This window comes from Massilia sp. CFBP9012, assembly GCF_034045115.1.
GTDB lineage: Bacteria > Pseudomonadota > Gammaproteobacteria > Burkholderiales > Burkholderiaceae_D > Telluria.
Genome location: NZ_JAXCWM010000001.1, coordinates 432,387 through 459,296, shown reverse-complemented (window position 1 = coordinate 459,296; position 26,910 = coordinate 432,387). Strand labels below are relative to the sequence as shown.

The 26,910-nt window shown below is 66.6% G+C and carries 25 protein-coding genes; 24 read left to right on the top strand and 1 reads right to left on the bottom strand.

Going from position 1 to position 26,910, the window contains the following annotated elements:
- Positions 1–9: 9 nt before the first annotated feature.
- Positions 10–1,686 (bottom strand): electron transfer flavoprotein-ubiquinone oxidoreductase, encoded by a 1,677-nt coding sequence (locus SOM61_RS01845; protein WP_320472499.1) that lies wholly within the window; start codon positions 1,684–1,686, stop codon positions 10–12.
- A 206-nt stretch (positions 1,687–1,892) separates the two neighbouring features.
- Here SOM61_RS01845 and SOM61_RS01840 point away from each other — a divergent pair, with 206 nt between their 5' ends.
- From SOM61_RS01840 to SOM61_RS01725, 24 genes are all read left to right on the top strand, one after another.
- Positions 1,893–2,669 carry an SDR family oxidoreductase gene (locus tag SOM61_RS01840; RefSeq protein ID WP_123069242.1) on the top strand — a complete coding sequence of 259 codons (777 nt, stop codon included), beginning with the start codon at positions 1,893–1,895 and terminating at the stop codon, positions 2,667–2,669.
- A gap of 24 nt (positions 2,670–2,693) precedes the next feature.
- Positions 2,694–3,113, top strand: coding sequence for an acyl-CoA thioesterase (locus SOM61_RS01835; protein ID WP_320472498.1), 420 nt, complete (start codon positions 2,694–2,696; stop codon positions 3,111–3,113).
- A 592-nt stretch (positions 3,114–3,705) separates the two neighbouring features.
- Entirely contained in the window at positions 3,706–5,013 is a 1,308-nt protein-coding gene (locus SOM61_RS01830) for a hypothetical protein (RefSeq protein WP_320472497.1), read from the top strand.
- Positions 5,014–5,448: 435 nt separating this feature from the next.
- Positions 5,449–6,681, top strand: coding sequence for a GNAT family N-acetyltransferase (locus SOM61_RS01825; RefSeq protein WP_320472496.1), 1,233 nt, complete (start codon positions 5,449–5,451; stop codon positions 6,679–6,681).
- 85 nt (positions 6,682–6,766) lie between these two features.
- A complete protein-coding gene (locus SOM61_RS01820) occupies positions 6,767–7,819 on the top strand; it encodes a GNAT family N-acetyltransferase (RefSeq protein ID WP_320472495.1) in 1,053 nt (350 codons plus the stop codon).
- On the top strand, positions 7,807–8,031 hold the full coding sequence (locus SOM61_RS01815; protein WP_320472494.1) for a hypothetical protein: 225 nt from the start codon (positions 7,807–7,809) through the stop codon (positions 8,029–8,031). Before SOM61_RS01820 ends, SOM61_RS01815 begins: the two co-directional genes overlap by 13 nt.
- A 33-nt stretch (positions 8,032–8,064) precedes the next feature.
- Positions 8,065–9,207, top strand: coding sequence for a glycosyltransferase family 4 protein (locus SOM61_RS01810; RefSeq protein ID WP_320472493.1), 1,143 nt, complete (start codon positions 8,065–8,067; stop codon positions 9,205–9,207).
- Between the two features lie 28 nt (positions 9,208–9,235).
- Entirely contained in the window at positions 9,236–10,273 is a 1,038-nt protein-coding gene (locus tag SOM61_RS01805) for a DUF354 domain-containing protein (RefSeq protein WP_320472492.1), read from the top strand.
- The gene (locus SOM61_RS01800; protein WP_320472491.1) at positions 10,260–11,459 is read left to right on the top strand and encodes a Gfo/Idh/MocA family protein; all 1,200 of its coding nucleotides are present in this window, start codon (positions 10,260–10,262) and stop codon (positions 11,457–11,459) included. The genes SOM61_RS01805 and SOM61_RS01800 overlap by 14 nt, the downstream gene beginning before the upstream one ends.
- Positions 11,459–12,355: a hypothetical protein gene (locus tag SOM61_RS01795; protein ID WP_320472490.1), complete on the top strand. Its 897-nt coding sequence runs from the start codon at positions 11,459–11,461 to the stop codon at positions 12,353–12,355. The genes SOM61_RS01800 and SOM61_RS01795 overlap by 1 nt, the downstream gene beginning before the upstream one ends.
- Complete coding sequence (locus tag SOM61_RS01790; protein WP_320472489.1) at positions 12,334–14,037, top strand: glucosamine inositolphosphorylceramide transferase family protein; 1,704 nt, start codon at positions 12,334–12,336, stop codon at positions 14,035–14,037. The genes SOM61_RS01795 and SOM61_RS01790 overlap by 22 nt, the downstream gene beginning before the upstream one ends.
- Positions 14,038–14,060: 23 nt before the next feature.
- A complete protein-coding gene (locus tag SOM61_RS01785) occupies positions 14,061–15,575 on the top strand; it encodes an O-antigen ligase family protein (RefSeq protein WP_320472488.1) in 1,515 nt (504 codons plus the stop codon).
- Positions 15,572–16,687, top strand: coding sequence for a glycosyltransferase family 4 protein (locus SOM61_RS01780; protein ID WP_320472487.1), 1,116 nt, complete (start codon positions 15,572–15,574; stop codon positions 16,685–16,687). The genes SOM61_RS01785 and SOM61_RS01780 overlap by 4 nt, the downstream gene beginning before the upstream one ends.
- On the top strand, positions 16,671–17,816 hold the full coding sequence (locus tag SOM61_RS01775) for a glycosyltransferase (protein ID WP_320472486.1): 1,146 nt from the start codon (positions 16,671–16,673) through the stop codon (positions 17,814–17,816). Before SOM61_RS01780 ends, SOM61_RS01775 begins: the two co-directional genes overlap by 17 nt.
- A gap of 22 nt (positions 17,817–17,838) precedes the next feature.
- On the top strand, positions 17,839–19,347 hold the full coding sequence (locus tag SOM61_RS01770; RefSeq protein ID WP_320472485.1) for a lipopolysaccharide biosynthesis protein: 1,509 nt from the start codon (positions 17,839–17,841) through the stop codon (positions 19,345–19,347).
- 161 nt (positions 19,348–19,508) lie between these two features.
- A complete protein-coding gene (locus tag SOM61_RS01765) occupies positions 19,509–20,963 on the top strand; it encodes a GNVR domain-containing protein (protein WP_320472484.1) in 1,455 nt (484 codons plus the stop codon).
- Between the two features lie 13 nt (positions 20,964–20,976).
- Positions 20,977–21,246: a superinfection immunity protein gene (locus SOM61_RS01760; protein ID WP_320472483.1), complete on the top strand. Its 270-nt coding sequence runs from the start codon at positions 20,977–20,979 to the stop codon at positions 21,244–21,246.
- 276 nt (positions 21,247–21,522) lie between these two features.
- Positions 21,523–22,257: a beta-ketoacyl synthase chain length factor gene (locus tag SOM61_RS01755; RefSeq protein WP_320472482.1), complete on the top strand. Its 735-nt coding sequence runs from the start codon at positions 21,523–21,525 to the stop codon at positions 22,255–22,257.
- Positions 22,247–23,020 (top strand): lysophospholipid acyltransferase family protein, encoded by a 774-nt coding sequence (locus SOM61_RS01750; protein WP_320472481.1) that lies wholly within the window; start codon positions 22,247–22,249, stop codon positions 23,018–23,020. The genes SOM61_RS01755 and SOM61_RS01750 overlap by 11 nt, the downstream gene beginning before the upstream one ends.
- Positions 23,013–23,267 (top strand): phosphopantetheine-binding protein, encoded by a 255-nt coding sequence (locus SOM61_RS01745; protein WP_320472480.1) that lies wholly within the window; start codon positions 23,013–23,015, stop codon positions 23,265–23,267. Before SOM61_RS01750 ends, SOM61_RS01745 begins: the two co-directional genes overlap by 8 nt.
- A 9-nt stretch (positions 23,268–23,276) precedes the next feature.
- Positions 23,277–23,573 (top strand): acyl carrier protein, encoded by a 297-nt coding sequence (locus SOM61_RS01740; RefSeq protein WP_320472479.1) that lies wholly within the window; start codon positions 23,277–23,279, stop codon positions 23,571–23,573.
- Between the two features lie 5 nt (positions 23,574–23,578).
- Positions 23,579–24,124: a COG4648 family protein gene (locus SOM61_RS01735; RefSeq protein ID WP_320472478.1), complete on the top strand. Its 546-nt coding sequence runs from the start codon at positions 23,579–23,581 to the stop codon at positions 24,122–24,124.
- Complete coding sequence (locus SOM61_RS01730) at positions 24,117–25,823, top strand: ApeI family dehydratase (RefSeq protein WP_320472477.1); 1,707 nt, start codon at positions 24,117–24,119, stop codon at positions 25,821–25,823. The genes SOM61_RS01735 and SOM61_RS01730 overlap by 8 nt, the downstream gene beginning before the upstream one ends.
- Positions 25,824–25,829: 6 nt before the next feature.
- A complete protein-coding gene (locus SOM61_RS01725; RefSeq protein ID WP_320472476.1) occupies positions 25,830–26,909 on the top strand; it encodes a methyltransferase in 1,080 nt (359 codons plus the stop codon).
- Position 26,910 lies beyond the last annotated feature (1 nt).

The window sequence follows — 26,910 nt, the reverse complement described above, 5'->3', positions numbered from 1 at the left end:
CAGGGCTCCTTACATATTTGGATAGTTGGGGCCGCCGCCGCCTTCCGGCGTGACCCAGACGATGTTCTGGGTCGGATCCTTGATGTCGCAGGTCTTGCAGTGCACGCAGTTCTGGGCATTGATCTGCAGGCGGTCGCCGCCATCCTCGCGCTTGACGAACTCGTACACCCCGGCCGGACAGTAACGCTGTTCCGGGCCGGCATACTTGGCCAGGTTGACATCGACCGGCACGCTCGGGTTCTTGAGCGTCAGGTGGACCGGCTCGTCTTCGCGGTGGTTGGTGTTCGAGATGAACACCGACGACAGCTTGTCGAAGGTCAGCTTGCCGTCCGGCTTCGGATAGGCGATCGGCTTGTAGTGCGACGCCGGCTTCAGGCACTCATGGTCGGCATGCTGGTGGTGCAGGGTCCAGGGCGCCTTGCCACGGAACACGATCTGGTCGATGCCGGTCATGATCGTGCCCAGCACCAGGCCCTTGCTCATCCACGGCTTGAAGTTGCGCGCGATGTGCAGCTCTTCGTGCAGCCACGATTTCTCGAAGGCGGCAGGGAAGGCGACGAGCTCGTCGGCCGAGCGGCCTTCGCCCAGCGCCGCGAAAGCCGCTTCGGCGGCCAGCATGCCGGTCTTGAGCGCGGCGTGGCTGCCCTTGATGCGGCTGGTGTTCAGGAAGCCGGCGTCGCAGCCGATCAGGCAGCCGCCCGGGAACACGGTCTTCGGCAACGATTGCAGACCCCCGGCGGTAATTGCGCGCGCGCCATACGAGATGCGCTTGCCGCCTTCGAAGAAGCCGCGGATGTCCGGGTGGGTCTTGTAGCGTTGGAATTCCTCGTACGGCGACAGATAAGGGTTCTGGTAACCCAGCCCCACCACATAGCCGACCGCGACCAGGTTGTTTTCCAGGTGGTACAGGAAGGAACCGCCGTAAGTGTCGTTCGGCAGCGGCCAGCCGGCCGTGTGGATCACCAGGCCCGGCTGGTGCTTGGCTGGGTCGATCTCCCACAGCTCCTTGATGCCGATGCCGTAGGTCTGCGGATCCTTGCCTTTGTTCAGGTCATACTTCGCCATCAGCTGGCGGCCCAGGTGGCCGCGCGAACCTTCGGCGAAGAAGGTGTACTTGGCGTGCAGCTCCATGCCGAGCTGGAAGTCCGCGCCAGGCTCGCCTTCGCGGTTGACGCCCATATTACCGGTGGCCACGCCCTTGACCGAGCCATCCTCGTTGTACAGGATTTCGGCGGCCGGGAAGCCCGGGAAGATTTCCACGCCCAGGCTTTCGGCCTGCTGGCCCAGCCAGCGCACGACGTTGGCGAGCGAGACGATGTAGTTGCCGTGGTTCTTGAGCGCTGGCGGAATGGCGAACACGGGCGTCGAGAACGACTTGGTCTCGGTCAGGAACATGACGCGGTCTTCGGTGACCTGCGTGTTCAGCGGCGCGCCTTTTTCTTTCCAGTCAGGAATCAGCTCGTTCAGGGCACGCGGATCCATCACCGCGCCGGACAGGATGTGGGCGCCAAGCTCGCCGCCTTTCTCCAATACGCAGACCGATACTTCCTGGCCTTTTTCCGCCGCCAGCTGCTTGAGCCGGATCGCCGCGGACAGGCCGGCAGGGCCGCCGCCGACAATCACGACGTCGTATTCCATGGCTTCGCGCGGTCCGTATTGTTCGAGGAGGTTGGTTGTCTCTGTCATGGTTGTTGGTATGCTCTTAATGAGGCAATCTTGAAAATAGCACGAGTGTGCGGGTTTTTACTGTTGAATGCAACTTGCGCGCCATTGTAAAGGCAATATTAGATGAGGCAATCTAATACTGGACATTTGTGGGATCATGATGCTTTCGCAATCGGAACCTGCCGAGCCAGGTTCTTGGCCAGCACGACAGCATTGGGGAGCGGGACGTGGGAATTGAAGTCAATTTCGAAGGAAAGATTGCAATGGTCACCGGCGCGTCCAGCGGACTCGGCGCGCGCTTCGCGAAGGCGCTGGCCGGGGCCGGGGCCCAGGTCGTCCTGGCCTCGCGCCGGGTCGAGCGCCTGAAGGAACTGCGCGCAGAGATCGAGGCCGACGGCGGGGCGGCGCACGTGGTGCGCCTCGACGTGACCGACCTGGGCAGCATCAAGGCGGCGATCGCGCACGCCGAGACCGAGGCCGGGCCAATCGACATCCTGGTCAATAACTCCGGCGTCTCGACAACCCAGCGTTTGCTGGATGTCGGCGAAGACGACTATGGCTATATCATGGACACCAATCTGCGCGGCGCCTTCTTCATGGCCCAGCAGACCGCCAAGCGCATGATCGCGCGCGCCAAGGGCGATCCGCGCAAGCAGCACCGCATCGTCAACATCGCCTCGGTCGCGGGCCTGCGGGTGTTGCCGCAGATCGGCGTGTATTGCATGAGCAAGGCAGGCGTGGTGCAGATGACCAAGGCGATGGCGGTGGAGTGGGGCAAGTATGGGATCAATGTCAATGCGATTTGTCCCGGCTACATCGCCACCGATTCGAACGAGGATTATTTCGATACCGAGCCGGGCCGCAAGCTGATCGAGATGTTGCCGCGCAAGCGGCCGGGCAAGCCGGAAGACCTCGACGGCCTCCTGCTGCTGCTGGCGGCGGAAGAAGCCCATTTCATCAATGGCGCCATCATCACGGCCGATGACGGGATGACGGCGCAGTAATTTTTTTGGAAGCAGAGACCGGGAATGAGTAGCAAGAAGTGGGTTCACACCATGCGCATGCCGATTCGCTGGGGCGATATGGACGCCATGGGGCATGTCAATAACACGAATTATTTTCGCTACATCGAATCGGCCCGCATTGCCTGGCTGGAACAGGTGGGCGGTCTGCCGGATTCGCGCGCCGAAGGGCCGGTGATCGTCAATGCCTCGATGAATTTCCTTAAGCAATTGACCTATCCGGGCGATATCGAGATACGTACCTTCGTGGCGCCGCCGGGACGCTCGAGCGTCGAGGTGTCGCACGAGATTCGCCTGATCGGGGCGGACGGCGAACCGGGCGACCTGCATGCCGACGGCGTGGCCAAGGTGGTGTGGGTCGATTTCAAGCTCGGCAAGTCGGCGCCGTTGCCGGAATCGCTGCGCGCCGGGCTGCCGGCCGCATAGGTAAAACGCGATCGAATCGCCGAAAGCTTCGCGATCGCGTGCCGAGGCCATGCCGGCCTCGGCATTATCGCGCTCTACACGCTCCCCCTTCCGCTTCCGCTTCCGCCGCGCTCGCCGCGAGCGGGCCATCGCGGCAGCGCTGCGATAAGACGCGTGTTATCAAACACGCGTAACAATTACCTGCATTCACATCATTCACCATTCAGCCAGTCGAAAGCGTGCCGCGGCTGTGCACGCCATTCCCGATCGATAGGGCGCCGTTCAACTATTTGTTCGATATCTCGCTATCGCTTATTGACGAATGCGGCTGTGAATTGGTGTCTATATGCTGTACTGGAAGCAGCATGTCACATAGAAACTCTATTTCCGTAGGTCTATCGAATAATTCCTGTTCCGTATTTTTTACCCCAAGTTCAATTTCTGAATAGAAAAAATCTTTGTTTATTTGAGTTGACGAAATAGCCAGCAGAAAATATTTTCCTTAATTGGCGGAACTATTGGTCATGGGAATCCTCAAACGACCTCATTCCATCATTGTGTAAGGAAAGATTCTGTGAACAATTCCACTCGACTCCAACCGAAAGTCAAACTCATGGTGCTCGCCCCTGTGTTTGCCGCACTCGCCGCCTGTGGCGGCGGGGATCCCGCGTCGATTGACCCGGCCAGTGTTTCTCTGGCAGAAGTAGAAACTCCAGTTCGTCCCGCCGATTATGCGCCTGACACCGCTGCCACTACGCCTGACGCCGCTGCCACGACCGCGGCGGATGCGCCCGTTACTGACGCCACGCCGGATGGACAGTCCGCCGATGACTCCCCCGCAGTCCTGACCGACACCCCCAGTGGAAACAAGTCGCTGGCAAGCGTAGTCGCCTCGGGCGCACGCGATCCCCTGAAACAACCCTTCGCCAGCAACAGCATCTGGAATATGCCGATCGGTAGCGGTGCACGGTTCGTGCGCGCCAATCTGAATCCGAATCCGGCCAATAATATCTGGGCCGCCATGCCCGGCATCGACGATGAAAAAATCATCCTCAAGCCAACTGCGCCACTGGTCAATCTCAACTACAGCAATGCCGCCTGGACCGGCAGGAACCGTTGTACCGCGACCGGCGGCCTGATGTACCAGGTGCCGATGCCCAGCAATTACATCATCCCCAACACCAACAAGAACAGCTCGGCCACCTTCCTGATGAGGGATGGCCGCACGCTGGTGCAAACCCAGCCGGTGGCACGCTGCACCGCCGGAGGACCGGGCACATCGTTTGCCAAGTTCGCCAATGTCGACCTGTACGGTCCGGGCATTACCGGGGCGCACGGCGGCTCTGGCCTGTCGGCCATCGGCGGCAGCATCCGCCTGGGTGAGTTGCGTCCAGGTACCACGACCGGTCCGCGTCATGCGCTCAAGGTCAATGTGTACGCCAAGGAAGCGCTGTTCAAGTGCACGACGCGCAGCGCCTGCTCGCGTTGGCCGGCAACGACCTCGGATAGCTATGCGGTCGGCTGGTACGGCAGTGCGAACAAGAACAGCAACACCGCAATGAAGATGGGCGCCTTGCTGGCGATCCCCGGCACCACCGCGATCACGTCGCTGGGGCTGGAAACCGCGCCGGCCAAGCAACTGGCCTGGACGCTGCAGAACTATGGCGCCTACATCGTCGACGACACCTATGCGGCCGGCTTCGACTTCAGCGCCGAAGACGGTCCGGACGGCAACAAACGCGCCGAGTTCAAGCGTGATTGGGGCTTCGACATGAACCAGAAGGTCCAGGGCAATACCGCCTGGGTGCGTGACATCCAGCGCATCATGCGGGCACTGAACGTGGTCGACAACAATAGCCCGACCAGCATCGGTGGCGGTGGCACCCCGCGCCAGCCGCTGGCGCCTGCGATCGCAAAATAAGCTGTTAGCACGAACACTAGCCGCCGCATGAAAATGCGGCGGCTTTTTTTATGGGGGCTGTCGACGTTGCCGGACGTGCCACCAAATGGCGCATGAACTATAAGCATGATATTGATCACTTTGCTTACTATAATATCTTTCGTCGAATATGCTCATGCCGAATTATTATAATTAACATTATAAGAAATCTGCGCGTGGATTATGGTTATTATCAAGATACTCTGTGAAAAATCTCGCTTGCCTTGTCCTGCGGGGCCGGGGGTAGGGCGATTCGGCGATCTTGTCGATATGAAATTAGTGAGGGGCGGTGAAGCCAGGCTCGACAGTGATAAATATTCATTGCTCATGCATGGTTTGATATTAATCACGCCGGCCTGATCGCAAAAAAATAGAATTTGAGAGGTAAATTCATTTCATGCGGAGGGTGGTAATAAAATGGGCATTGAAAATACTACCGCTCATGCGATTCCCGCCAATTTCTGGCAAGAAGGAAATTCCCATTTTGCATCCCATTCAGACAAGCACATCGTTTCCAGCCGCTTTTACGAGAACGCCATTCCAGACTTTGCAGAAGCGGGCCTCGAACGCCTGTATGCAAATATCTATTGCACCCTGACCCGCATCGGCATCTACGAGGGGCTCGACGACATCCACACCTTCGCCGCCGCCGACGAGCATGACATCGCGCTGCTGATCCTGTTTCGGATCGATCGCGATACGGTCCGCATCGTCAACCAGCAGGTCGCCCTGAGCGCGGGCGACCTGGCTTACTTCGCCGTCAACGTGTTTTCCCGCTACCCGGCGGCAAGACGCATCGTAGGCTACGCGCTCGACACGTCCATCGATGCATCCACCTTCGCGTTCCCCGTCCAGATCCTGCCCCAATTGCAAGAGAACGTGGTCGAGCTTCCGCCGACCGCCGATGCCTACATGCGGCTGCTGGGCAAGAGCACCAGGGAGCTGATGCGGCGCAGCATGCGCAAGTGCGCAGCGCAGTTTCCTTCCTGTCGTTTCGAGGTGCTGTCGACACAGCAGGTCACGGCGCGCCATGTGCGCGAACTGGTCCACCTGACCGACCGGCGGATGGATGCGCGCAATGCCGCGCCATATGTCGAGAGTGCCGACATCGACCGCATCGTACGGCTGGCGCGCAGCCACGGCTACCTTGGCATCATGCTGATCGACGAACGCATCGTGGCGGCCAGCCTCTGCTCAAGGGTCGGCACGCGCCACTTCCTGCACCTGGTCGGCCACGACCCCCACTTCGATGCCTACCGGCTGGGCCGCCAGGTGAGCCTGCATACCATCTCCCACGCCATCGCCGTTGGCGGCCGCGAGTTCTGGATGATGGGCGGCCATGACGACTGGAAGTCCCACTTCCTGGCACGCCGCAAGACGCTCGCCAGCGTGACCATCTACCGTTCACGCGTTGCCGCGCTCGCCTGTTGGCGCACCTTGTCGCGCAACGCGGCGCGCTCCCGGCTGCACGATCTGAGGCTGCTGGTGGCGAAGGCGCAGGCGCAGGGCGGCGCAGGCAGCCGGCTCCTGGGCCATTCACTTGCCGCGCTGCGTCACGCCAAAAAGGGCCTGCGGCGGCTTCGCTTCGTGCTGGCGGGGGGAACCGTCAAGCCGCGCTTCCGGCGCGATGAGGACCACACGGATGCCTGACGGCCTGCAGGCCAAGGTCGGGCGCGGCGCGGCACGACTCTCACCTGCCGGGATAGCTTCCTGGATCAAGACGACATGGTGAACAATGAATGATCGACTCGACGACCGACTCGACCTGGCAAGCGGCTCGGCGCGGCAAGACGCCATGCTCGTCAGGCGGCCCTTTCCGCCGTCCTTGCGCGCCTTGCTCGAGACATGCCACGAGAACGTATTCTGCACCGAGGCGCGCTGCGCGGCGTTCCCGGCCGACGCCGAGGTGGCGTGCCATGTCGCGCTGCGCGACGGCGTTCCAGTGACGGGCGTACTGTATCGCCGCGAAGAGGGCACGATCACGGTCTTGAGCGAGCTGTTCGCCATCGGTGGCGCCGCGCTCGAGCAGATGGCGCGCTTCCTGTTCGCGGGAAACGAGGGCGTCCACCTGATCCATTTCCCGGCGGTGCAGACGCCGCCCTGGCCACTGCCGTTTCCGTGCCAGCGCTACGGCGCCACCGAAGACCTCGTGATCTCGCTGCCGGGCACGCCCGAAGCCTATCTTGCCAGCCTCGGGCCGAATACCCGGGCGGCGATCCGGCGCGCCCAGCGGATGGTCGCGCAGCAGGCGCCAGACCTCGCGTTTTCCTTCCACGGCCCCGATACCATCGACCCTGCCGATATCGCCGCCCTGGTCGAACTCAACTGCCTGCGCCTGGCGCACAAGAAACAATCTCCGAGCCATACGGCGGATTCGCTGGCCGTGTTGGAGAGCGTGCTCGGCGCGTATGGATGCGTCCTGTTCGCCCGTAGCGGCGGGCGCATCCGCGCCGGCGTGGCGTGCACCCATGTGGGCGGGCATGCTTACATGCATGTGATCGCGCACGATCCCGGGTTCGACCAGGCCCGTCTTGGCCTGCTGTGCTGCTTCATGAGCATCTGCGAGTCGATCCGGCGCGGCATGCGCGAGTACCACCTGCTCTCCGGCCGCTATGACTACAAGCGCAGGCTGCTCGGGCAGCAGCGCGAGTTCGACCGCATCGTCGTGTATCGCTCGCTGGCCGCGGTCATGGCGAGCCTGCCGACCTATGCCCGCACCCTGGTGCGCGGGCGGGGGCGCCAGGCAAAACAGCGCATCTCGTCCTGGAGGCGATCGTGGAAATCCTAGATATCAGCCGGCCCGTGTCCGAACGGGAGCGCGCCGTCCCGCCCGAACAGCTGCCATTGCTGTGGGAAGACGCAGAGGCGCCGTCTCCCGCGCGTCCGGCGCCGCGCGCGGCGAGCGAGCGCGATGCCGCCATCGAACGCGAGACGCGGCGGGCCAAGACGGTGCTCCTGACCCTGCTCGGCGCGATCCTGCTGGCTTCCCACTTCCTGTGAAACAAGGGCGTACATATGCCTGGAGCGATCGTTATGAACCATGAAAAGAAAATCGTGATGCTTGGCACCCACGTAGATGGCTGCGGCGGCATCGCGTCGGTCATCGCGGTGTACCGGGCCGCGGGGCTGCTGGCGCGGCGTGACATCGTCTACCTTCCGACGCATCGCACCGGGTCGGGGCGGGCCAAGATCCACCTGTTCGCGCTGGCCCTGCTGGCCGTGCTCCGCCTCCTGGCCAGGGGCGAGGTCGCGCTGCTGCACATCCACGTGGCCATCAACGCCAGTTTCTGGCGCAAATATGTCTTCTTCCTGCTGGGTTACCTGTGCCGCGTGCCGGTCGCGCTGCACCTGCACGCGGGACGCTACCCTGACTACTACCGCAGCGAGTGCGGCCCGCTGGCCCGCCGCCTGATGCGCTTCGCCTTCGACCGGGCGCGGGCCGTCGTCGTCGTCTCGGGTGAACTGCAGGCCTGGGTGCGCACCGTTTCCTCGCAGGGCAGCGTCGTCGTCCTGCACAACCCGGTGCTGCTGCCGCAGAGCGCGCATGGGGGCGCGTATGGGGCCCGGCCAGCGCCCGCGCGCGCACCGGCGACCTTGCTCTTCCTTGGCCATCTCGAGCCGGGCAAGGGCTGCCACGACCTGCTGCGCGCGATGCGCACGATCGTCGCGGCCGTGCCGCAGGCGCGGCTGCTGCTGTGCGGCGACGGGCAGCGCGACGAGGCGCGCGCGCTCGTCGCGGCCCTCGGGCTGCAGGCCAGCGTCGACTTGCCCGGCTGGGTCGATGCAGGCGAACGCGCGGCCCTGCTCGACGCGGCGACCGTCTTCGTGCTGCCGTCGCACGCCGAAGGCTTGCCGATGAGTCTGCTTGAGGCGATGGCGCATGGCGTCCCGGTCGTCGCCACGGCGGTCGGAGGCATCCCGGAGGCGGTGCGCGACGGGATGGAGGGCGTGCTGGTCGCGCCCGGCGACACCGGGGCGCTCGCCGACGCGGTGCTAGGCCTGCTGGCCGACCCGGCCGCCCGCGAGCGCATGGGCGCCGCCGGCCGCGAGCGGGTCCGGAAGCAGTTCTCCAGCATGCGGATGATCGCCACGCTCGAAGACCTGTACGAGAAACTGGCGGCCAGAGAGGCGCGCCGGCCCGGGACGCGCGAGCGCTTCGACGAGAAAATCGGCTGACCGGGCCGCGCCTGACCAGGGGGAATCCATGAAGATCTGGTTCGATCTATCCAATTCACCGCACATCAATATGTTCCGCACGATGATCCGCGACCTGCAGCGGTCCCACGACGTCATCGTCACCAGCCGTCCGCTGGCCAATACCGAAGACCTGCTGCGCATGCACCGCATCCCGCACACGACGGTGGGCGTGCACTATGGACGTTCCCTGGTCGGCAAGACCTTTGGCTTCCCGATCCGCGTGGCGCAACTGGTGCGCTTCCTGCGCCGGCGCGGGGTCGAGGTGGCGGTGTCGCAGAGTTCTTTCCACTCGCCGGTCGTGGCGCGGCTGTTGGGAATCCGGTCGGTCTACCTGAACGACAACGAGCATGCGGCCGGCAACGTGCCCGCCTTCGCCTGCGCCGACCGGATCATGGTGCCAGAATTCCTCACGGCCCAGAACCTCCGGCGCCAGGGGGCGTCGCTGGCCAAGGTGGAACGCTATCCGGGCGTGAAGGAGGGCATTTATCTGTGGGAGTATGAGCAGCGCCGGTCGGCCTCGACGCCGGCGCCGGCGCGCACGCACGGTCCGCAGGCGCCGCCGCGCATCTTCGTCCGTCCCGAGCCGTGGACCGCCCAGTATTACCGGGGGCCGAGGAATTTCCTGGACGACGTCATCGGCGCGCTGCAGCACCGGGCCAGCGTCACCGTGCTGCCGCGCTCCCGCGAGCAATACCTGCATTATGCCGGCGCGGCGTTCAAGGGTTGCCGCACCCTGTCCGGCGTGATCGACATCGACGCCATCGCCGGCGACTGCGACCTGTTCATCGGCGCGGGCGGCACCATGACGCGCGAGATGGCCGTGCTGGGCGTGCCCACCATTTCGGTCTACCAGGACGCGCTGCTCGACGTCGACCGCTACCTGATCGCCGAGGGCGCCTGCGCCCACCTGCCTGCGCTCACCGCGCAAGACGCCGTGGATTACCTGGCCTCGCGCGAGCGGGCCGGCCCCAATGCCGGCCTGCTCGCCAAGGGGCGCGCCGCCTACGACATGATCAAGCACGAGGTGACCCATGCACACGCCTGACACGCCCCCCATCCGCATCGCCATCGCCGGCCTGGGCAAGATGGGCCTGTCGCACCAGGCCATCGTCAACGCCCACCCCGGGCTGGAGCTGGTCGCCGTCTGCGATCCCGCCACATACCTGCTGGACATCATCGGCCGCTACACCAGGGTCGCCACTTACAGCGACTATGCGCGCATGCTCGAGCGCGAGCGGCTCGACGCGGTGCTGGTCGCCACGCCATCGCGGATGCATGCGCGGATGGTGCGCACGGCGCTCGAGCGCGGCCTCGACGTATTCTGCGAAAAGCCATTCTGCCTCGACGTCGAGGAAGGCGCGCGGCTGGTGGCGCTGGCGGCCGAGCGCGGCGCGGTGACCCAGGTCGGCTACCACAACCGCTTCCTGGGTACCTTCGAGGAGGTCCGGCGCCTGCTCGACGTGGACGCGATCGGACGCGTGCATCATGCGCGCGTCGACTGCTATGGCCCGGTGGTGCTGCGCCCGAAGGGAGCGACCTGGCGCAGCAGCCGCAACGAGGGCGGCGGCTGCCTGTACGACTACGCATGTCACGGCATCGACCTGCTCAATTTCACGGTCGGCGCGCCGGCCGGCGTCTCGGGCTCGATCCTCAGCAGCGTCTTTTCCGCCTCGGCCGACGACGAGGTATATACCAACCTGTCTTATGCCGATGGCAAGACCGCGCAGCTGTCCGCCAACTGGAGCGACGACAGCCATCGCAAGATGTCGACCACGCTCGTGCTATGGGGCACCAACGGCAAGATCGAGGCCAGCCGCCAGGAGTTGCACATCCACCTGCGCACGCCGGTGGCGGCCCGTCCCGACCTGGAGGCAGGCTGGAACGTCCGCTACACCACCGATCTGACCAGGCCGGTGTGGTTCTACCTGCGCGGCGAGGAGTATTCGGCACAGATCGATTATTTCGCCGAATCGATCCGGCAACGCCGGATCGACAGCCACTGCGGCCTGGCCGCGGGCCTGGCCACCGACCTGGTGGCTTACATGATCCGGCGCGATGCCGCCGGCACTGTCGACGCTGGCCTCGGCCTTGGCCTTGGCGCCGGCGCCGGCGCCGGCGCCGCTACCGGCCTGGCGACCGCACGCGGCGCTCCGGGACGCTGGGGGAGGCTGCGCGACACGGTGCTCAGTTCGCCCGAGACGATCATGAAGGCATTGAAAGGGAGTCCCTGATGGACCGAATTCTTTTTGGAGACAACCAGTTCTTCGGCATCAACCACATGTCGGACGAGCATGCGCGGTCCCAGAGCATGCAGTTCCAGAGCAACGAGGCAGTCATGGCGATGCTCGACGGCGTACTGGAAGAGGGCATCGAGGTGCTGATGTGCACCACCCACGAGCGGGTCGCCGCGATCTGCGAGACCATTCGCGCGCAGCCGGCGCGCTACCGTCAGCTCAAGATATATCCCTGCATGCCTTACGCGCACAAATATGCCAACGCGGTGTCCGAGGTGGGCATCATCGAGGCCGTACGCAAGTTCCTGCCGGATGAATCGCCGCTGACGGCGGCGGTCAAGAGCGGCATCGCGGTGGCGCGACGCGACGTCGACGCCCTGATCCGGCGCCTCATCGACGCCGAGATGAAGATGTTCGTGGCGATCCCGACACCGGTCATCTTCCTGCAGAACGTGGTCACCGACCTGGCGCTGGGACTGGGCTTCCACGACGCGCTGCGCACCTTCCACGACCATGTGCGCGAACGCTACGGGGCCGAACCGGGCTTCATCACCATGAACCTGCCCCGGCTGCTCGAGGCGCTCGACACCGTGGGCATCGACAATCCGATCGTCTGCGCCAACGTCAACAAGATCGGCTTCCGGATGTGCGGCGGCTTGCCGGCCTACGAGGAAACCGTCGCCACGCGCAAGTTCCGCGCGGTGGCGATGTCGGTGTTCGCTTCCGGCGCGATCCCGGCCGCCGAAGCGATCGAGTATGTCTGTGGCCAGCCGCGCATCGAATCGATCGTGTTCGGCGCCTCCAGCCTGGGCAAGGTGCGCCATACCAAATACCTGATCGACCATTACACGGCGCTGGGAAGGGGCGAGCCATGCAGCGTGCGGGTGCAGTGATGCCGCTGCGCGTCGGCCTCTTGCTCGAGGCGCGCGCGAGCGACGGCTATGTGGCCGCGCTGTGCGACTGGCTGGCGGAAAGCCGTGACCTCGAGCTGGCGCTGGTGCTGGTGACCGACGCGCCGCCGCCGGGCCGGGCCGGGCGCAAGCGCCGCCCCGTGGCCCAGGGTCCGACGGCGCCGCAGACGGCGCCGCGGACGCCGCTGCTGTTCGCCGGCGTGATGGCCATCGAGCGTCAATTGCTGCGTCACTACGAGGCGCACCGCGCCCACCTGGCCGTGGTCGACATGGCCGCCCTGGCCGCCGCGCGCGGCGTGCCGGTGCGTAGCGTGGCGCCGCCCGCTGCAGGGTTCGCCGAGGCGCCCGATCCCGCGCTCCCGCCGATCTCGCACACGGAGCTGGCCGGCCTGGAACTCGACCTGCTGGTGTGCTGCGATGGCGTGACCTGCGACGAGCGCCTGGGAGGCGCCGCGCGCCTCGGCGCCATCGGCATCGACTACCGGCGCGACCAGATCACCGGCAGCGCGCCCATCGGTTTCTGGGAAACCTATCACCGCGCACGCAAGACCGGATTCGCCATCGTCCGGCTGGGACGGGCAGGGGAGGCGGGCCAGGTCCTGGTCGAGGGGGCGTTCCGCACCAAGTACTCCTTCCTGCTCAACCAGGCTCACCTGTTCTGCAAGGCGCACGCCCAGCTGCGCAGGCTGCTGGGCGACGTGGCCGCGACGCGCAGGCTGCCGGCCGCGCGCGATCCGGTCCCCTACTCGGGCTGCTGCCGGGCGCCGCCAGGCGGCCTGCATGCGCTGCTGTACGCGCTCAAGCTGGCCGGGCGGCTTGGCATGCGCGGCGCGCGGCGCATGCTCGGCATCCGTCACAAATGGACGCTGTCGGTGACCCGTTCCGGGTGGCGCAACGCCGCCTTGTGGCGCGGCGTGCCGGTGACGGCGCCAGATGGGCATTTCTGGGCTGATCCCTTCCTGCGGGTCCATGGCGGAAGGGTGTACTGCTTCGTCGAAGATTATGTCTACGCCACCAACCGCGCACATATCTCGGTGCTCGAGATCACCAAGGCCGACGTCAAATGCCTCGGCGTGGCGCTGCAGGAGGGCTTCCACCTGTCGTTTCCCTTCCTGTTCGAATACGGGGGGCATCTCTATATGAGCCCCGAGACTTCCGAAAGCAACCAGATCCGCATCTACAAATGCGACGAGTTCCCGCTGCGCTGGTCGCTCGATTCGGTCGCCATCGACGGCATTTCGGCCGCCGACTCGATGTTCTTCGAGCACCGCGGACGCTGGTGGCTGCTCACCAGCATCGACCGCTCGGGCCTGAACGACCATTGTTCCGAGCTGTGCCTGTTCCATGCGCCCGATCCGCTCGGCGGAACATGGACGCCGCACCCCATGAACCCGCTCTACATCGATACCGACATGGGGCGCAATGCCGGCCTGATCGTGGACCAAGGCCGCATCTACCGCGCCGCCCAGCGCCAGGGGTTCGACCAGTACGGCGAAGGCCTGGCCCTGTACGAGATCACCGAACTCGACGAGACAAGGTATTCGGAGCGCAAGGTCACCGACATCCGGCACGATTACCTGCAGCGCTCGCTCGGCAGCCACCATATCTCGTCGGACGGCAACGTGACCGTGGTCGATTTCAAGACCCATTGCTTCGCTCCCTGAGGACCAGACCCGACGACGAACCGATGAACGATACGACCTTGCCGCCACTGTCACCACCGCTGTCAACGCCGCTGTCGCCAGCGCTGTCGGCGCCCGTGTACCTGGCCTGCCTGGGTGCGGCGCTGACAGTGGGCCTGGCCTGCGAGCTCCTCGGCGGCCTGCGCGCCGCCGCCGTCCTCGGCGCCGGCTTGGTGGCGCTGCTCGGCATGCGCGATTTCCGGGTGCTGGCCGTTGCGGTGGCCTTCATGCTGCCCTATGTGCCGACCTGGTTCCTGTCCGAAGGCGTGGCCGGCGTGTCCGGCCAGCGCATCGTCGGCCTGGTGATGCTGCTGGCCCTGGTGTCGGTCGCCTGCGGGCATGCGCTCGATCCCTGGCGCATCCGTTATCCCCGCTGGCGGCCGGCCTTCCTGGCCTATGTCGCCGTGTTCGTGTTCGCCGCCCTCAACGGCGCCCGGTCGGCGAGCGCCATTCCCGAGTATTTCAAGGTGCTCGAGGTGGTGCGCGAGACGACGTCGCTGGGCTACCTGAGGGTAAGCCTGTTCGCCCCGGCCCTGATCATCGCCGGCTGTGCGATCGTGGGCCTGCTGGCGGCGAACGTGCGCGACCCGCGCTGGCTGCTGCTGCCGGTGCTGTCGTCGGCGGTGCTGCTGGCGGCGCTGGTCGGCCTGTTCGCGCTGCATGGCGCCAGCACCGGCGCCGACCTGGCGCAGCAGGGGTCGCGCCGCTCGCTGTCGGTGCTGGGCCTGCATGCGAACGAACTCGGCCTGCTGCTCAACATGGCGCTCGCGCTGGCGATCTGCGCCCTCGGGACGGCCAGGCGGGCCATGGCCCGGGTCGCGCTGGCGCTGGCCTGCCTGGCGCTGATGGCGGGCGTCCTGATGACGTTCTCGCGCGGCGCCTTCCTCGGGCTGGCGGTGGTCATCCTGTATGCGCTGGCGACCGCGCGCGGCCGCGGCTGGCCGCTGTGGGTGCTGGTCGGGCTGGCGCTGGCCGTGGCCCTGTCGTCCGATTCCCTGGCGCAGCGGGCCTTGCACGGCATCGGCGGCGGCGACCTCGACTTTCTCAGCTCGGGCCGGATCGACGCCATCTGGCTGCCGCTCGCGCCCGAAATACTCGACCACCCGATCCTGGGCGCCGGTCACGCGTCGATCCTGTGGTCGCAGGCGGCGCAGGCGCGCACGATCCTGCCGGTGAGCCACCCGCACAGCGCCTACCTGGCCTCGCTGCTCGACGTCGGCATCGCCGGCAGCGTGCTGACCGCGCTGTTCTTCGCCCATGCGTGGCGGCTGTTGCGGCGCGCGGCGCGCCAGGCCGCCTGGCTCGACCAGGGCGCGCTGGCCGGGTTCTTCGGTGGCGGCGCGGCCTGCATCCTGCTGCTGCTGGTCCAGGGCCTGACCGACGACAGCTTCATGCCGGCTTTCACGCATGTGTATTTCTGGCTGTGCTACGGCGCAGCGGTCGGGACCCTGGCCCGTGCGCAGCCCGCACGGGCCGGGGGCCCGGCGCGCGGCCGGCCCGCAGCGGGGGAGGCGTCATGAAAGTCTGTTTCGTCGGCATGGACAACCTGCCGGTGCTGGCCGAGGAATTCAATATGCACGGGATCGGCGGCGAGCAGGTCCAGCAGACGCTGCTGGCCGGCGCACTGGTGCGGCGCGGCTTCGAGGTCAGCATGGTGGTGTTCGACTACGGCCAGGCCGACCGCCGCAGCTGGTCCGGCATCGTCACCCACCGCGCGTTCCGCCAGGCGGCCGGACTGCCGGTGCTGCGCTTCGTGTATCCACGCTGGATCAAGACCTGGCGCGCGCTGCGGCGCGCCGACGCCGACGTGTACTACCTGAGCTGCGCCGGCATGCAGCTGGGGCTGGTGGCGCTGTTCTGCCGTATTCACGGCCGCAAGCTGGTGTTCCGGGTCGCGCACGACAGCGACTGCGTGCCGGATGCGCTCCTCATCCAGTACCGGCGCGACCGCAAGCTGTACGAATACGGCTTGCGGCGGGCGCACCTGGTGCTGGTCCAGACCCAGCATCAGCGCGACGCCATGCTGCAGAACTACCGGCGCCCCAGCACGGTCGCGCGCATGCTGGTGCAGGCGGCGGCGGGGCCGGTGGAACGCGACATCGATGTTCTGTGGGTAAACAACCTGCGCCAGTTCAAGCGTCCCGACCTGCTGCTCGAGCTGGCGCGCCGCCTGCCGCGCCTGCGCTTCTGCATGATCGGAGGAGAGCAGCCCGGCGCCGCCGACCTGTATGCCGGCATCGCGGCCCAGGCCGCGCAATTGCCCAACCTGTCCTTCAGCGGCCGGGTGCCGTACCACCGGATGGCCGCGCGCTATGCGGCGGCGCGGGTGTTCGTCAATACCTCGGACACCGAAGGTTTTCCCAACTCCTACTTGCAGGCGTGGATCCACGGCACGCCCACGGTCGCCTTCTTCGACCCCGACGGCACGATCGCCCGCGAAGGACTCGGCCATGCGGCAACTACGCTGGACGACATGGCGGCGCAGGTCGCCGCGCTGGCCGCGGGCGGCGCCGACTGGCATGCGCGCAGTGCGCGCTGCCGCGCCTACATGGAGCGGCATTATGCCGAGCAGGACGTGCTCGGCCCCTATCTGGATGGACTCGAGGAGGTCTGCCATGGAACAAGGAGCTGAACGGCCGCTGCATGTGATGTTCCTGGTCGTGTCCGCCAGCGTCGGCGGGGCCGAAACCCATGCGGTGACGCTGGCGCAGGCACTCGACCGGCGCCGCTTCTCGGTGTCGCTGGTCTACCTGAAGGACGAGGCCGAGATCCCCGGCGCCTTCGACGACGAGCAGTGCCGGGTCTCGGCGTTCTGCCTCAACGCCCGCAACAAGCTCGACCTGGGCGCGGCGCGCCGGCTGTCCGACTATGCGGCGGAGCGCGAGGTCGACATCATCGTCTGCGCCAACCCGTATCCGCTGATCTATGCATGGGCGGTGAGGCTGCTGTCGCGGCGGCGCCTGCGCGTGGTCGAGATCCTGCATTCGACCGAGCCGTTTACCCGGCGCGCGTGGCTGCAGATGCATATGTACCGGCCCCTGATGTGGATGTCCGACCTGCTGGTGTTTGTCTGCAAGAACCAGCGCGCGTACTGGGAAACCCAGCGGGTGCGGGCGCGCAGTTCGCAGGTGGTGCACAACGGCGTGGACCTGGGCCGCTTCAGGAACGACTTCGGGCCGGCGCAGATCGGCGCTTTCCGGCGCCTGAACGGCTTCGCGGGCCACGACTACGTGGTCGGCATCTGCGGAATACTGCGCCAGGAGAAGGGACATCAAGACCTGCTGCGCGCGCTCCACATGGCGCGCGCGGCCGGCACCTGCGCCAAGTGCCTGATGATCGGGGACGGGCCGATGCGGCCGGCGATCGAATCCACCATCGAGCGCCTGCGCCTGACCGGCGACGTGGCGATCACGGGCGTGCTGGCCGATGTGCGGCTCGCCATCGCCTCTTGCGACGTGATCGTGGTGCCCTCGCATAACGAGACGTTTTCGATCGCGGCGCTCGAGGCGATGGCCCTGGGCAAGCCCCTGATCATGGCCGACGTGGGCGGCGCCTCGGAGCAGGTCGAGCACTCGGGCAATGGCTACCTGTATCCCAAGGCCGACGTGGCGGCGCTGTCCGACCGCATCCTGCGCATGGCCGATCCCGGCTGCCGGAGCGCATTTGGCGCCGCCAGCCTGCGCAAGGTAATCAGCGAATTCTCGCTGACGCGGATGGTGGACGCCTACGTACGCGAATTCATTGACCTGGTGCGCCACTGACATGCGACGCGCCCGACCCGCCATGGGAGTGAGCCGGTCGGCGGCGTTCCTGACCGCCGGCGGCATGGTTGAATTCGCCCTGCAGTTCCTGCTGCCCGTGATCCTGGTGCGCCAGCTCGACATTGACACCTTCGGCCTGTACCGCTACCTGACCTTGATGCTGGGCACCGCGCTGGCGCTGGCGCCGGCCTTCATGCCACAGGCGCTGTACTACTTCCTCCCGCGCGCCGGCGGCCGCCAACTGACGGTGATCGGCAACGCCGTCGCCTGGCTGGCCTGCATGGGCCTGGTCGTGGCCTTCCTCGTAAGTCCGCTCAGTCCCCTCGCGGGCGAGCTGTCGCACGCGCTGCACCGGCGCACGCACGGGCTGGCGGCGCTGTACCTGGGTCTGTCGGTACTGCTGACGATCGTGACCACGCTGGCGATCGCCGAAGGGCGCATCCTGTGGCATTGCAGCACCGAGCTGGCGCTCGCGCTGCTGCGCACCGCGCTGGTGGCGCTGGCCGCGGTCCTGTCGCACGATATCGCCTGGGTGGTGGCGGCGCTGGTACTCGATGCCACGCTGCGCCTGGCGGTGCTGGCGGCCTATTTTCTGACGCGGCCGGGCGGTGCGCGCCTGCGCTGCGAGCCGGCGAGCCTGCTGGCGCAATTGCGCTATGCGCTGCCGTTCGCCGCGGGCGGCAGCCTGTTCGCGATGCGGGCACAGGTCGACGGCTGGATCGCCGCGTCGATCCTGCCCCAGCACGTCTTTGCCGCGTTCACGATCGGCGCCGTGGTGCTGCCGGTCGCCACGCTGATCCGCCAGCCGATCAACAGCGCCATGCTTTCGCACCTGAACCGCGCCTTCGCCAGCGGCGCCCGCGCCGAAGTGCATGCGCTGCTGCTCAAGGGGAGCGGGGCGGCGACGCTGCTGCTGGCGCCCCTGGCCTGCGCGCTATTCCTGCTGGCCCCCGAGATCGTGGCGCTGGTGTACACCGAACGCTATCTGGCGGCGGTCCCGGTGATGCGCTTGTACTTGCTGCTGGTCGTGCTGCAGTCGGTGGCGGTGGGTTTCGCGATGCCGGCGCTCGACATGGGCCGGCTGGCGCTGCGGATCAATCTTGCGGGGCTGGCGCTGTCGGTCACCCTGAGCCTGGCCGGCGTGCACTGGTTCGGCCTGGCCGGGGCAGCGCTCGGCAGCGTGGCCGCCTTCCTGCTGTGCGAACTGGCCAATGCGCGCGCCGTCGGGAAGGTGCTGGGCCGGCCATGGCGCGCGATGTTTCCGCTGCGGCTGGCTGGGCTGGTGCTGGGCGCCTGCGTGGCGGGAATCCTGCTGGCCGAATGGTGCGCGCCGGCGTTCGGCGCCGCTCCGTGGCACGCCCTGGGGGGCAAGCTGGGTGTGTATGCCACCGCGGCGCTGGCGCTGTTTGCCGCGTGCGGCGGCCTGGGAGAGCTGCGCCGCTTGCGCGCGCCGGTGGGCGGTCCTGGAGGGCCGATGAGCCCCGCTTCAGCATCGGCTGGAGCCGCTTCGAGCACAAATACCGCTTGCTGAGTTACCGATCACCTTGATTTAGCTCAGCAAGTAAAGTGTTTATCGGGATAGGGTAGTGATTGCACGCTTGCCTTCACGCGCCACGTCAGTCAAGGCCTGTCGGAACAGGCTTTAAATAGCCGCGCAGCAGTGCGCTGTGCCAGTCCAACCGAGGGAGCAGCATGGGCAAGAACGAGATCCTGACACCGGAAGCGACGCCACTGGACAGCTTCGATCCGGGTCCCGCGCTGGTGCCGTTCAGGCTGACGGAACATGTCGGGGTAATGGTGCGCCACCGGCTGTTCATCGTACTGGTCACCCTGTCGGTGGCGGCGCTGGGTACCTTGTATGCCCTGGCGCGCCCACCGTCCTATACGGCCAACCTGCTGATCCACGTGACCGACATGCGCTCGTCCGAACCGCGCACGCTGCTCGGCTTTACCACACCGGGCATGGCGTACAAGCGCGCCATGGCCGAAGCCGAACTGCTGCGCTCGCGCGCGGTGATCGGGGCGGCCGCAACGCGCCTGCGGCTCGACCTGGTGGCCGAGCCGCGCTACTTCCCGCTGATCGGCACGGCGCTGGCGCGCTGGAATACGCGCCACGACATGGCGCCAGCGCCCTACGGCGGCTATGCCTGGGGCGGCGAGCGCATCCGGGTGAGCGAGCTGGCGGTGCCCCCGGACCTGCTCGACCAGCCACTCCATGTCACGCGCCTCGACCGCGAGCGCTACAGCCTGCGCGCCGGGGACGGCCAGCGCGCCGTCGTCGGCCGGGTCGGCGCGCCGCTGGTGGCGGCGCAGGGCGGCGGCAGCGTGCGCCTCACGGTCGAGGCGCTGGAGGGCGCCCCCGGCACCGCCTACCTGCTGGCGCGGCGCTCGGTCCCGGCCGTGATCGACGAGATCGGCGCCGCGCTGGACGTTGCCGAGCTTGGCAAGGACACCGGTGTCCTCAGCGTGAGGCTCCAGGGCGCCGAGCCGCGCCGGATCACGGCCATCCTCAACGAGATCGGCAATGTCTATATGGAGCATGTGCGCAGCGAGAAAGCGAGCGAGTCGACCGGTTCGATGGACGTGCTGCGCGCGCGCCTTCCCGCGCTGCGCCAGCGCGTCGCCGCCGCCGAGGAGCGCTACGAATCCTACCGCCGCCAGCACGGCGCCGCCGACGTCGCCGAGGATACGCGCCTGGCGCTCGGCCGGCTGTCCGCGACCCGCGAGCAACTGGCCCAGTTGCAGCGCAGGCGCGCCGAGCTCGGCGTGCGCTTCGGCGACCGGCATCCGGAGCTGCTGGCGCTGGACCGGCAGCTCGACGGCGCGCGCCAGGAGATCGCCGGCCTCGAGGCAGAGGCCGGGCGCCTGCCCGCCGTGGCGACCGAGCTCGAGCGGCGCGTGCGCGACCTCAAGGCCGAGACCGACCTGTACAACGCGGTGCTGCGCCGGACCGAGGAACTCGACGTCGATGCCGGAGACCGCTCCAGCAACGTCAGGATCGTCGACGAGGCGGTCGTCCCAATGAAGCCGGCCGGTTCGCGCAAGGTGATCGTTGCTCTCTCCGTCGTGCTTGGCCTGTTCCTGGGCATCGGCGGAGCCTTCTTCCTGACCTTGCGTGAGCGGCTGCGCCAGCAGCTGCCCGCCTGACCCCGGGGGCCGCATGAAACGGATCTTGCGTATCGGGATCGTCCTGCTGGCCGCCAGCGCGCTATGCCTCGTGCGCATCGCCCTCGTGCTGCTGGGGAGCACGGTCTATCTATTGCTGCTGCCAGGTGTGATCGCCATGAAGCGCGACTATCCACATGCCGACCGGGTCTTCCTGTGGTGCGCGCTGTTGGGCTGGACCGGCGCGGCCTGGGTCGCGGCCCTGGTCTTTGTGCTGACGCGGCGGACTAACGCCATCCGCCGGTACGCGCTGCCTCCTGGCTGAGCGAAAGCATTCCTGTCGAAACTCAGTATCAGGAAGGCGACAGGCGGCGAATATTGCCCGGCACTCGTGACAATGTGTGAGCTTTATGCTCACCTTGGCATGGGAAAATACGCCTTTCCCCTAGGTAACTTCATTCAACGGATGCAGCTGCATTGTTGCAAAACTGCTGTGTGATCATGTCAGACGGTTCCTACAGGGAAACTGAACGTTTATAATCGGATCAGTTTCCCCAGGGCGTCCCAGACGCGCGTCATTCCCCCCATTGTTGGCAGTTTTATGTACGAGAACGAGGTCGTATTCTCCATCGCGCGTCAGGCCGCATGGGCTCCCGGCGTGACGACACGAGAGGGATGGGCCGCATGGGCGGACGAGCCTTGGCCGCTGGCGCCGGGTGACGAGCCGAAGGTCGTAGCGATGCCCGCCATGCTGCGCCGCCGCGCCGGCCTGCTGGGGCGCATGGCGCTCGAAGTTGCCTACGAGGTCGCAGGCCAGGACCTGGCCATTCCCACCGTATTCTGCTCGCGCCATGGCGAAGTCTCGCGTTCGGTCGACCTGCTGCGCGAGCTGGCGCGCGGCGAACCGCTGTCGCCTACCGCCTTCGGCTTGGCCGTGCACAACGCCAGCGCCGGGCTGTTCTCGATCGCGCGTGCCGACCGCGCCAATCATGTAGCCCTGGCCGCGGGTAGCGCCACGCTCGAACATGCCGTGATCGAAGCCTGCAGCCAGCTCGCCGACGGCGCGCCGATGGTATTGCTGGTGGCCTGCGACATGCCGCTACCGGACCCGTTCGCGGCATTCGAAGATTGCGACGAGCAGCCGTTCGCGTTCGCCTGGGCGATGGTGCCGGCTGGAGAGTCTGCGTTGCGGCTGTCCTGGCATGCCCATGCCGGCGAGCCCGGTCACCGCATGCCGGGCGGCCTCGAGGTGCTGCGCTTCCAGCTCGGCGGTGGCGCGCCCTTGGTGCGGGAGGCGCAAGGCAGGCGCTGGACATGGAGACGCGATGCTGCTTGACGCCGGACGCGCCTGGCGCGTGTTCGCCACCGGACTGAGTTTCGCGCTGTTCGGGATTGGCGGCATTCTGCTGCGGATCGTGGTATTCCCATCGCTGTCGCTGTTCGTGCGCGCTCCCGCCGCGCGCCGCCGCGCTGCGCGGGAGGCGGTGCGCCTGAGTTTTCGCGCCTTCGTCGGCATCATGCGCATGCTCGGCGTGCTGCGCTACAAGGTGCATGGTTTTGACAAGCTCGATCGCGAGGGCCAGCTGATCCTGGCGAATCATCCGACGCTCATCGATACCGTCTTCCTGATCGCATTCGTGCGCAACGCCGACTGCATCGTCAAGGGGGCGCTGTCGAACAACCCCTTCATGCGCGGGCCGATCCGCGCCACCGGCTACATCTGCAACGACCGCGGACCAGAGCTGGTCGAGGATTGCATCGCTTCGCTGCGCGCAGGCGGCAACCTGATTATCTTCCCGGAAGGGACGCGCACGCCCCCGGGCGGTACCGCAACGCTCAAGCGTGGCGCCGCCAATGTCGCGGTGCGCGGCATGCGCGCGGTCACGCCGGTCGTGATCCGGTGCGACCCGCCGACCCTCGGAAAGGGCGACAAGTGGTGGCACGTGCCGCCGCGCCAGGCGCAGTTCCATATCGAGGTCAAGGACGATATTGCTGTCGACGCGTTTCGCGCCAACGATGTTCCCGAAGTGGTCGCCGCGCGCCGCCTCACCGATTACCTGCAACAGTTTTTCATGAAAGAAGGCCAGCAACATGCTTGAACAGGAAGTGAAGGCACTGATCATCGACGTCCTCCAGCTGGAGGACATCAAGCCCGAGGACATCGACATCGAGGCGCCGCTGTTCGTCGAGGGGCTGGGACTCGATTCTATCGACGCTCTGGAAATCGGCGTGGCGCTGCAGAAGCGCTACGGCATCACCCTGGCGGCCGAATCGCAAGAGACGCGCCGTCATTTCGCTTCGGTGCGTGCGCTGGCATCGATGATCGAAGCCAACCGCAAGAAGTAGGAGAACCCCATGGTAAGTATTGAAGACATGAGCCGCGATGAACTGTTCGTCTGGGTCGCCGACCTGCTGGCCGAGATGTTCGAACTGGACCGCGACGCGCTGAGCCCGGCGTCGAACCTGTATTCCGATCTGGACATCGACAGCATCGACGCGGTCGACCTGGCGGTCAAGCTCAAGCAAATGACCGGCAAGCGCCTGCAGCCCGAAGTGTTCAAGACCATCCGCACCATCGAAGACGTCGTGAACGCGCTGGTCGGCCTGGGCGAGGCGCAAGCGCAGGCCCCGGCCGAAGCGCAAGTGGCCTGAGACGCGTGATCTGGAATGTCCTGACGGCGGCGCTGACGCTGGTATATCCGCTGGCTATCTGGTTTGGTCATGGCAGCGTGGAACCGCGCTGGTTGGCGGGACTGCTGTTGCTGACGATTGCCACGCGCCTGCCCACGCTCAAGCTGAGCCTTGCCGCGCGCTGGAGCGTGGCGGGAGGGCTGGCGCTGGCCGCCACGGCAGTCGCGTCGAACGCCGTGCTGCCGTTGAAGCTGTATCCGGTGCTGGTCAACGGCGTCATGCTGGCCGCCTTCGGCTACAGCCTGGTGGCGGGGCCGCCAATGATAGAGCGCCTGGCACGGCTGCGCGAGCCCGACCTGCCGCCGGCCGCGGTCGCCTATACCCGGCGCGTGACCCAGGCCTGGTGCGGGTTCTTCGTGTTCAATGGCGCAGCAGCGTTCGGCACGGCCCTGTTCGCGTCCGACGCGGTCTGGTCCCTGTATAACGGCGTGATCGCCTACCTCCTGATGGGCGCGATGTTCGGCGGCGAATATCTGCTGCGCCTGCGCTTCAAGCGTCTGCATCATGCGTGAGCTGTTCGATCGACTCTTCACCCGCCCAGAGGGCGAGGTCGCGGGCTGGCGCGACGGCATCGCCGTGGCGCACGGTACCTGGCTGGCGCGCGTGCGCGCATGGGCAGGCCTCGGTCATCGCAGCGGGGGCGAGCACGTCGCCCTGTATCACGACGACAGCCTCGAATTCGCGGCGGCGCTGATCGGCGCCTGGTTGGCGCGCAAGACCGTGTGGCTGGTCGCGGACACCTTGCCCGCCAACTGCGCGGCGCTCAGCGGCCAGGTCGACGCTTTCTGGGGCCAGTTCCCGCCGCAGATCGCGCCGAACGGTCCTGGTCCCGGCGACGACTGGCGGGGCGAATGGTCCACGCCGGCGCCCGACTTTCCCGCCCTCGTGGTCTACACCTCCGGCAGCACCGGCGCCCCGACGCCGATCGGCAAGTACTTATCGCAACTGAGCGCCGAGGTGGCCGCCCTGGAGCGCCAGTTCGGCGCCGCGCTTGGCACTGCCGACGTGATCGCAACGGTGTCGCACCAGCACATCTACGGCCTGCTGTTCCGCATCCTGTGGCCGTTGGCCGAAGGACGCGCCATCCACGCCGCGCGCCACGAATTTCCCGAGACCCTGGCGCCGGCCCTGGGCACGCGCCCCTGCATCTTGCTGGGCAGCCCGGCCCACCTGAAGCGCCTGCCCACCCACCTCGACTGGCGCGGCGCCGCCCACATGCTGCGCGCCGTGTTCTCGTCGGGTGGCATGCTCGAGCAGGGCGCTTCGACGCATGTGGCCGGCCTGCTCGGGCAGGCGCCGATTGAAGTCTATGGCAGTTCGGAGAGCGGTGGCGTGGCCTGGCGCCAGCGCAAAGCGGCCGAAGGGGGCGAAGCCTGGATGCCATTGGCGGAGGTGCGCTGGCGGCTCAATGACGCCGGCGCGCTCGAAGTAGCGTCGCCGTTCGCCGGCACCGACGGCTGGCTGGCACTTGCCGACCGCGCCGAGGATGCCGGCGCTGGCCGCTTCTTGCTGTGCGGACGGGCCGACCGGATCGTCAAGATCGAAGAAAAGCGGATCTCGCTCGATGCGCTGGAAAGCGCCCTGGTCGCCACCGGGCTGGCGCGCGAGGCGCGTGTCCTGGGCGTGCCGGATGCGGCGCGCCAGACGCTGGCCGCCTTCGTGCTGCCGAGCGTTGAGGGGCGCGCGCTGCTCGATGGCGCGGGCAAGGCGGCGCTGAACGCGCGCCTGCGCGCCGCCCTGGCAAGCGTGGCCGAGGCGGTGGCCTTGCCGCGCCGCTGGCGCTACCTCGACGAATGGCCGGTGAACGGCCAGGGCAAGACGCCACAGGCGCAGTTGCTGGCGCTGCTGGACGACCAGCGGGCGGAACGGCCACGCCTGCCCGCGGCGAGGTTACTGGAAACCGAACAGGCGCGGGTCCTGCTTGAGCTGGTCGTGCCGGCCGACCTGTTGTACTTCGACGGCCACTTCAGCGTGGCGCCGGTGCTGCCGGGCGTGGTGCAGGTGGACTGGGCGATCCATTACGGCCGCGAGCGGCTGGCCCTTGCGGGTGCGTTCAAGGGTATCAACGCGCTCAAGTTCCAGCAGATGATCCGGCCCGGCCACCCGGTGCTGCTCGAACTGCTGCACGACCAGGCCAAGGGCAGCCTGAATTTCCGTTATTTCTCGGACGCCGGCGCCCATGCCAGCGGCCGTATCCTGTTGGAAAGCTGAATACGCATGCTGAACAAGAAATTCTCGCCGGAGCGCCAGAGCGCCTTCGAAGCACGCTTCGAGGCGCAGAAGATCGCCTATGGCCCGGTCGTGTTCCAGTGCGTGCGCTACGCCTGGAAGCGCGGCATGCTGCAGGCGATCGCCGACGCAGGCGAATCCGGCCTGTCGATCGACGAACTCGCGCACGACGGCCGCTGGACACCGTATGTGCTGAAGGTGGTGCTGGAGACCTGCCTGTCGGCCGGCGTGGTCCTGATCGATAAAGGCCGCTACGCGCTCGACAAGGCCGGTTTCGTGGTCCTGACGGACCCGATCACCCAGGTCAACATCGACTTCAACCACGACGTCTGCTACCAGGCCATGTTCGACCTCGAAGCGGCGCTGGATGCCGAACGCCCGCTCGGGCTGAAGGTGTTCGGCGATTGGCCGACCCTGTACCAGGGCCTGTCGCAGCTGCCGGAACCGGCGCGCGGCAGCTGGCTGGCCTTCGACCATTATTATTCGGACACCTCGTTCCCCGAGATCATGCCGGACGTGTTCGCGACCGCGCCGCGGCGCCTGATGGACATCGGCGCCAATACCGGCAAGTTTACGCTGGCCGCGCTGGCGTACGACAAGGCGGTCGCGATGCACCTGGTCGACCTGCCGGGCCAGCTGGCCGTGGCCGACACCCGACTCGCCGACGTTGGGCTGCGCGAGCGGGCGACACTGCACCCGACCGACCTGCTCGACGACGCGGCCGCGCTGCCGGGCGGGATGGACCTGATCTGGATGAGCCAGTTCCTGAGCTGTTTCTCGGAAGCCGCGATCGCCAGCATCTTCCGGCGCGTCGCAGACGCGCTGGGCCCGCGCGGCCAGGTGCTGGTGCTGGACACCTTCTGGGACCGCCAGCGCTATGACATCGCATCCTACTGCCTGATCAATACCTCGCCTTACTTCAACGTCCTTGCCAGCGGCAACAGCAAGGTCTACGAAAGCGAGGATTACATCCGCCTGGCGCGCGAAGCCGGACTGCAACTCGTGACCGCCCGCGACGGCATCGGCTACTGCCACTCGCTGCTGCGCTTCGCCAGGACGGAGCAGTAAT

Coding starts and splice junctions, on each gene's coding strand:
- SOM61_RS01845 (WP_320472499.1), bottom strand. CDS start 1,686: ATGACAGAGACAACCAACCTCCTCGAACAATACGGACCGCGCGAAGCC.
- SOM61_RS01835 (WP_320472498.1), top strand. CDS start 2,694: ATGAGTAGCAAGAAGTGGGTTCACACCATGCGCATGCCGATTCGCTGG.
- SOM61_RS01830 (WP_320472497.1), top strand. CDS start 3,706: ATGGTGCTCGCCCCTGTGTTTGCCGCACTCGCCGCCTGTGGCGGCGGG.
- SOM61_RS01825 (WP_320472496.1), top strand. CDS start 5,449: ATGGGCATTGAAAATACTACCGCTCATGCGATTCCCGCCAATTTCTGG.
- SOM61_RS01820 (WP_320472495.1), top strand. CDS start 6,767: ATGAATGATCGACTCGACGACCGACTCGACCTGGCAAGCGGCTCGGCG.
- SOM61_RS01810 (WP_320472493.1), top strand. CDS start 8,065: ATGAACCATGAAAAGAAAATCGTGATGCTTGGCACCCACGTAGATGGC.
- SOM61_RS01805 (WP_320472492.1), top strand. CDS start 9,236: ATGAAGATCTGGTTCGATCTATCCAATTCACCGCACATCAATATGTTC.
- SOM61_RS01800 (WP_320472491.1), top strand. CDS start 10,260: ATGCACACGCCTGACACGCCCCCCATCCGCATCGCCATCGCCGGCCTG.
- SOM61_RS01795 (WP_320472490.1), top strand. CDS start 11,459: ATGGACCGAATTCTTTTTGGAGACAACCAGTTCTTCGGCATCAACCAC.
- SOM61_RS01790 (WP_320472489.1), top strand. CDS start 12,334: ATGCAGCGTGCGGGTGCAGTGATGCCGCTGCGCGTCGGCCTCTTGCTC.
- SOM61_RS01785 (WP_320472488.1), top strand. CDS start 14,061: ATGAACGATACGACCTTGCCGCCACTGTCACCACCGCTGTCAACGCCG.
- SOM61_RS01780 (WP_320472487.1), top strand. CDS start 15,572: ATGAAAGTCTGTTTCGTCGGCATGGACAACCTGCCGGTGCTGGCCGAG.
- SOM61_RS01775 (WP_320472486.1), top strand. CDS start 16,671: ATGGAACAAGGAGCTGAACGGCCGCTGCATGTGATGTTCCTGGTCGTG.
- SOM61_RS01770 (WP_320472485.1), top strand. CDS start 17,839: ATGGGAGTGAGCCGGTCGGCGGCGTTCCTGACCGCCGGCGGCATGGTT.
- SOM61_RS01765 (WP_320472484.1), top strand. CDS start 19,509: ATGGGCAAGAACGAGATCCTGACACCGGAAGCGACGCCACTGGACAGC.
- SOM61_RS01760 (WP_320472483.1), top strand. CDS start 20,977: ATGAAACGGATCTTGCGTATCGGGATCGTCCTGCTGGCCGCCAGCGCG.
- SOM61_RS01755 (WP_320472482.1), top strand. CDS start 21,523: ATGTACGAGAACGAGGTCGTATTCTCCATCGCGCGTCAGGCCGCATGG.
- SOM61_RS01750 (WP_320472481.1), top strand. CDS start 22,247: ATGCTGCTTGACGCCGGACGCGCCTGGCGCGTGTTCGCCACCGGACTG.
- SOM61_RS01745 (WP_320472480.1), top strand. CDS start 23,013: ATGCTTGAACAGGAAGTGAAGGCACTGATCATCGACGTCCTCCAGCTG.
- SOM61_RS01740 (WP_320472479.1), top strand. CDS start 23,277: ATGGTAAGTATTGAAGACATGAGCCGCGATGAACTGTTCGTCTGGGTC.
- SOM61_RS01730 (WP_320472477.1), top strand. CDS start 24,117: ATGCGTGAGCTGTTCGATCGACTCTTCACCCGCCCAGAGGGCGAGGTC.
- SOM61_RS01725 (WP_320472476.1), top strand. CDS start 25,830: ATGCTGAACAAGAAATTCTCGCCGGAGCGCCAGAGCGCCTTCGAAGCA.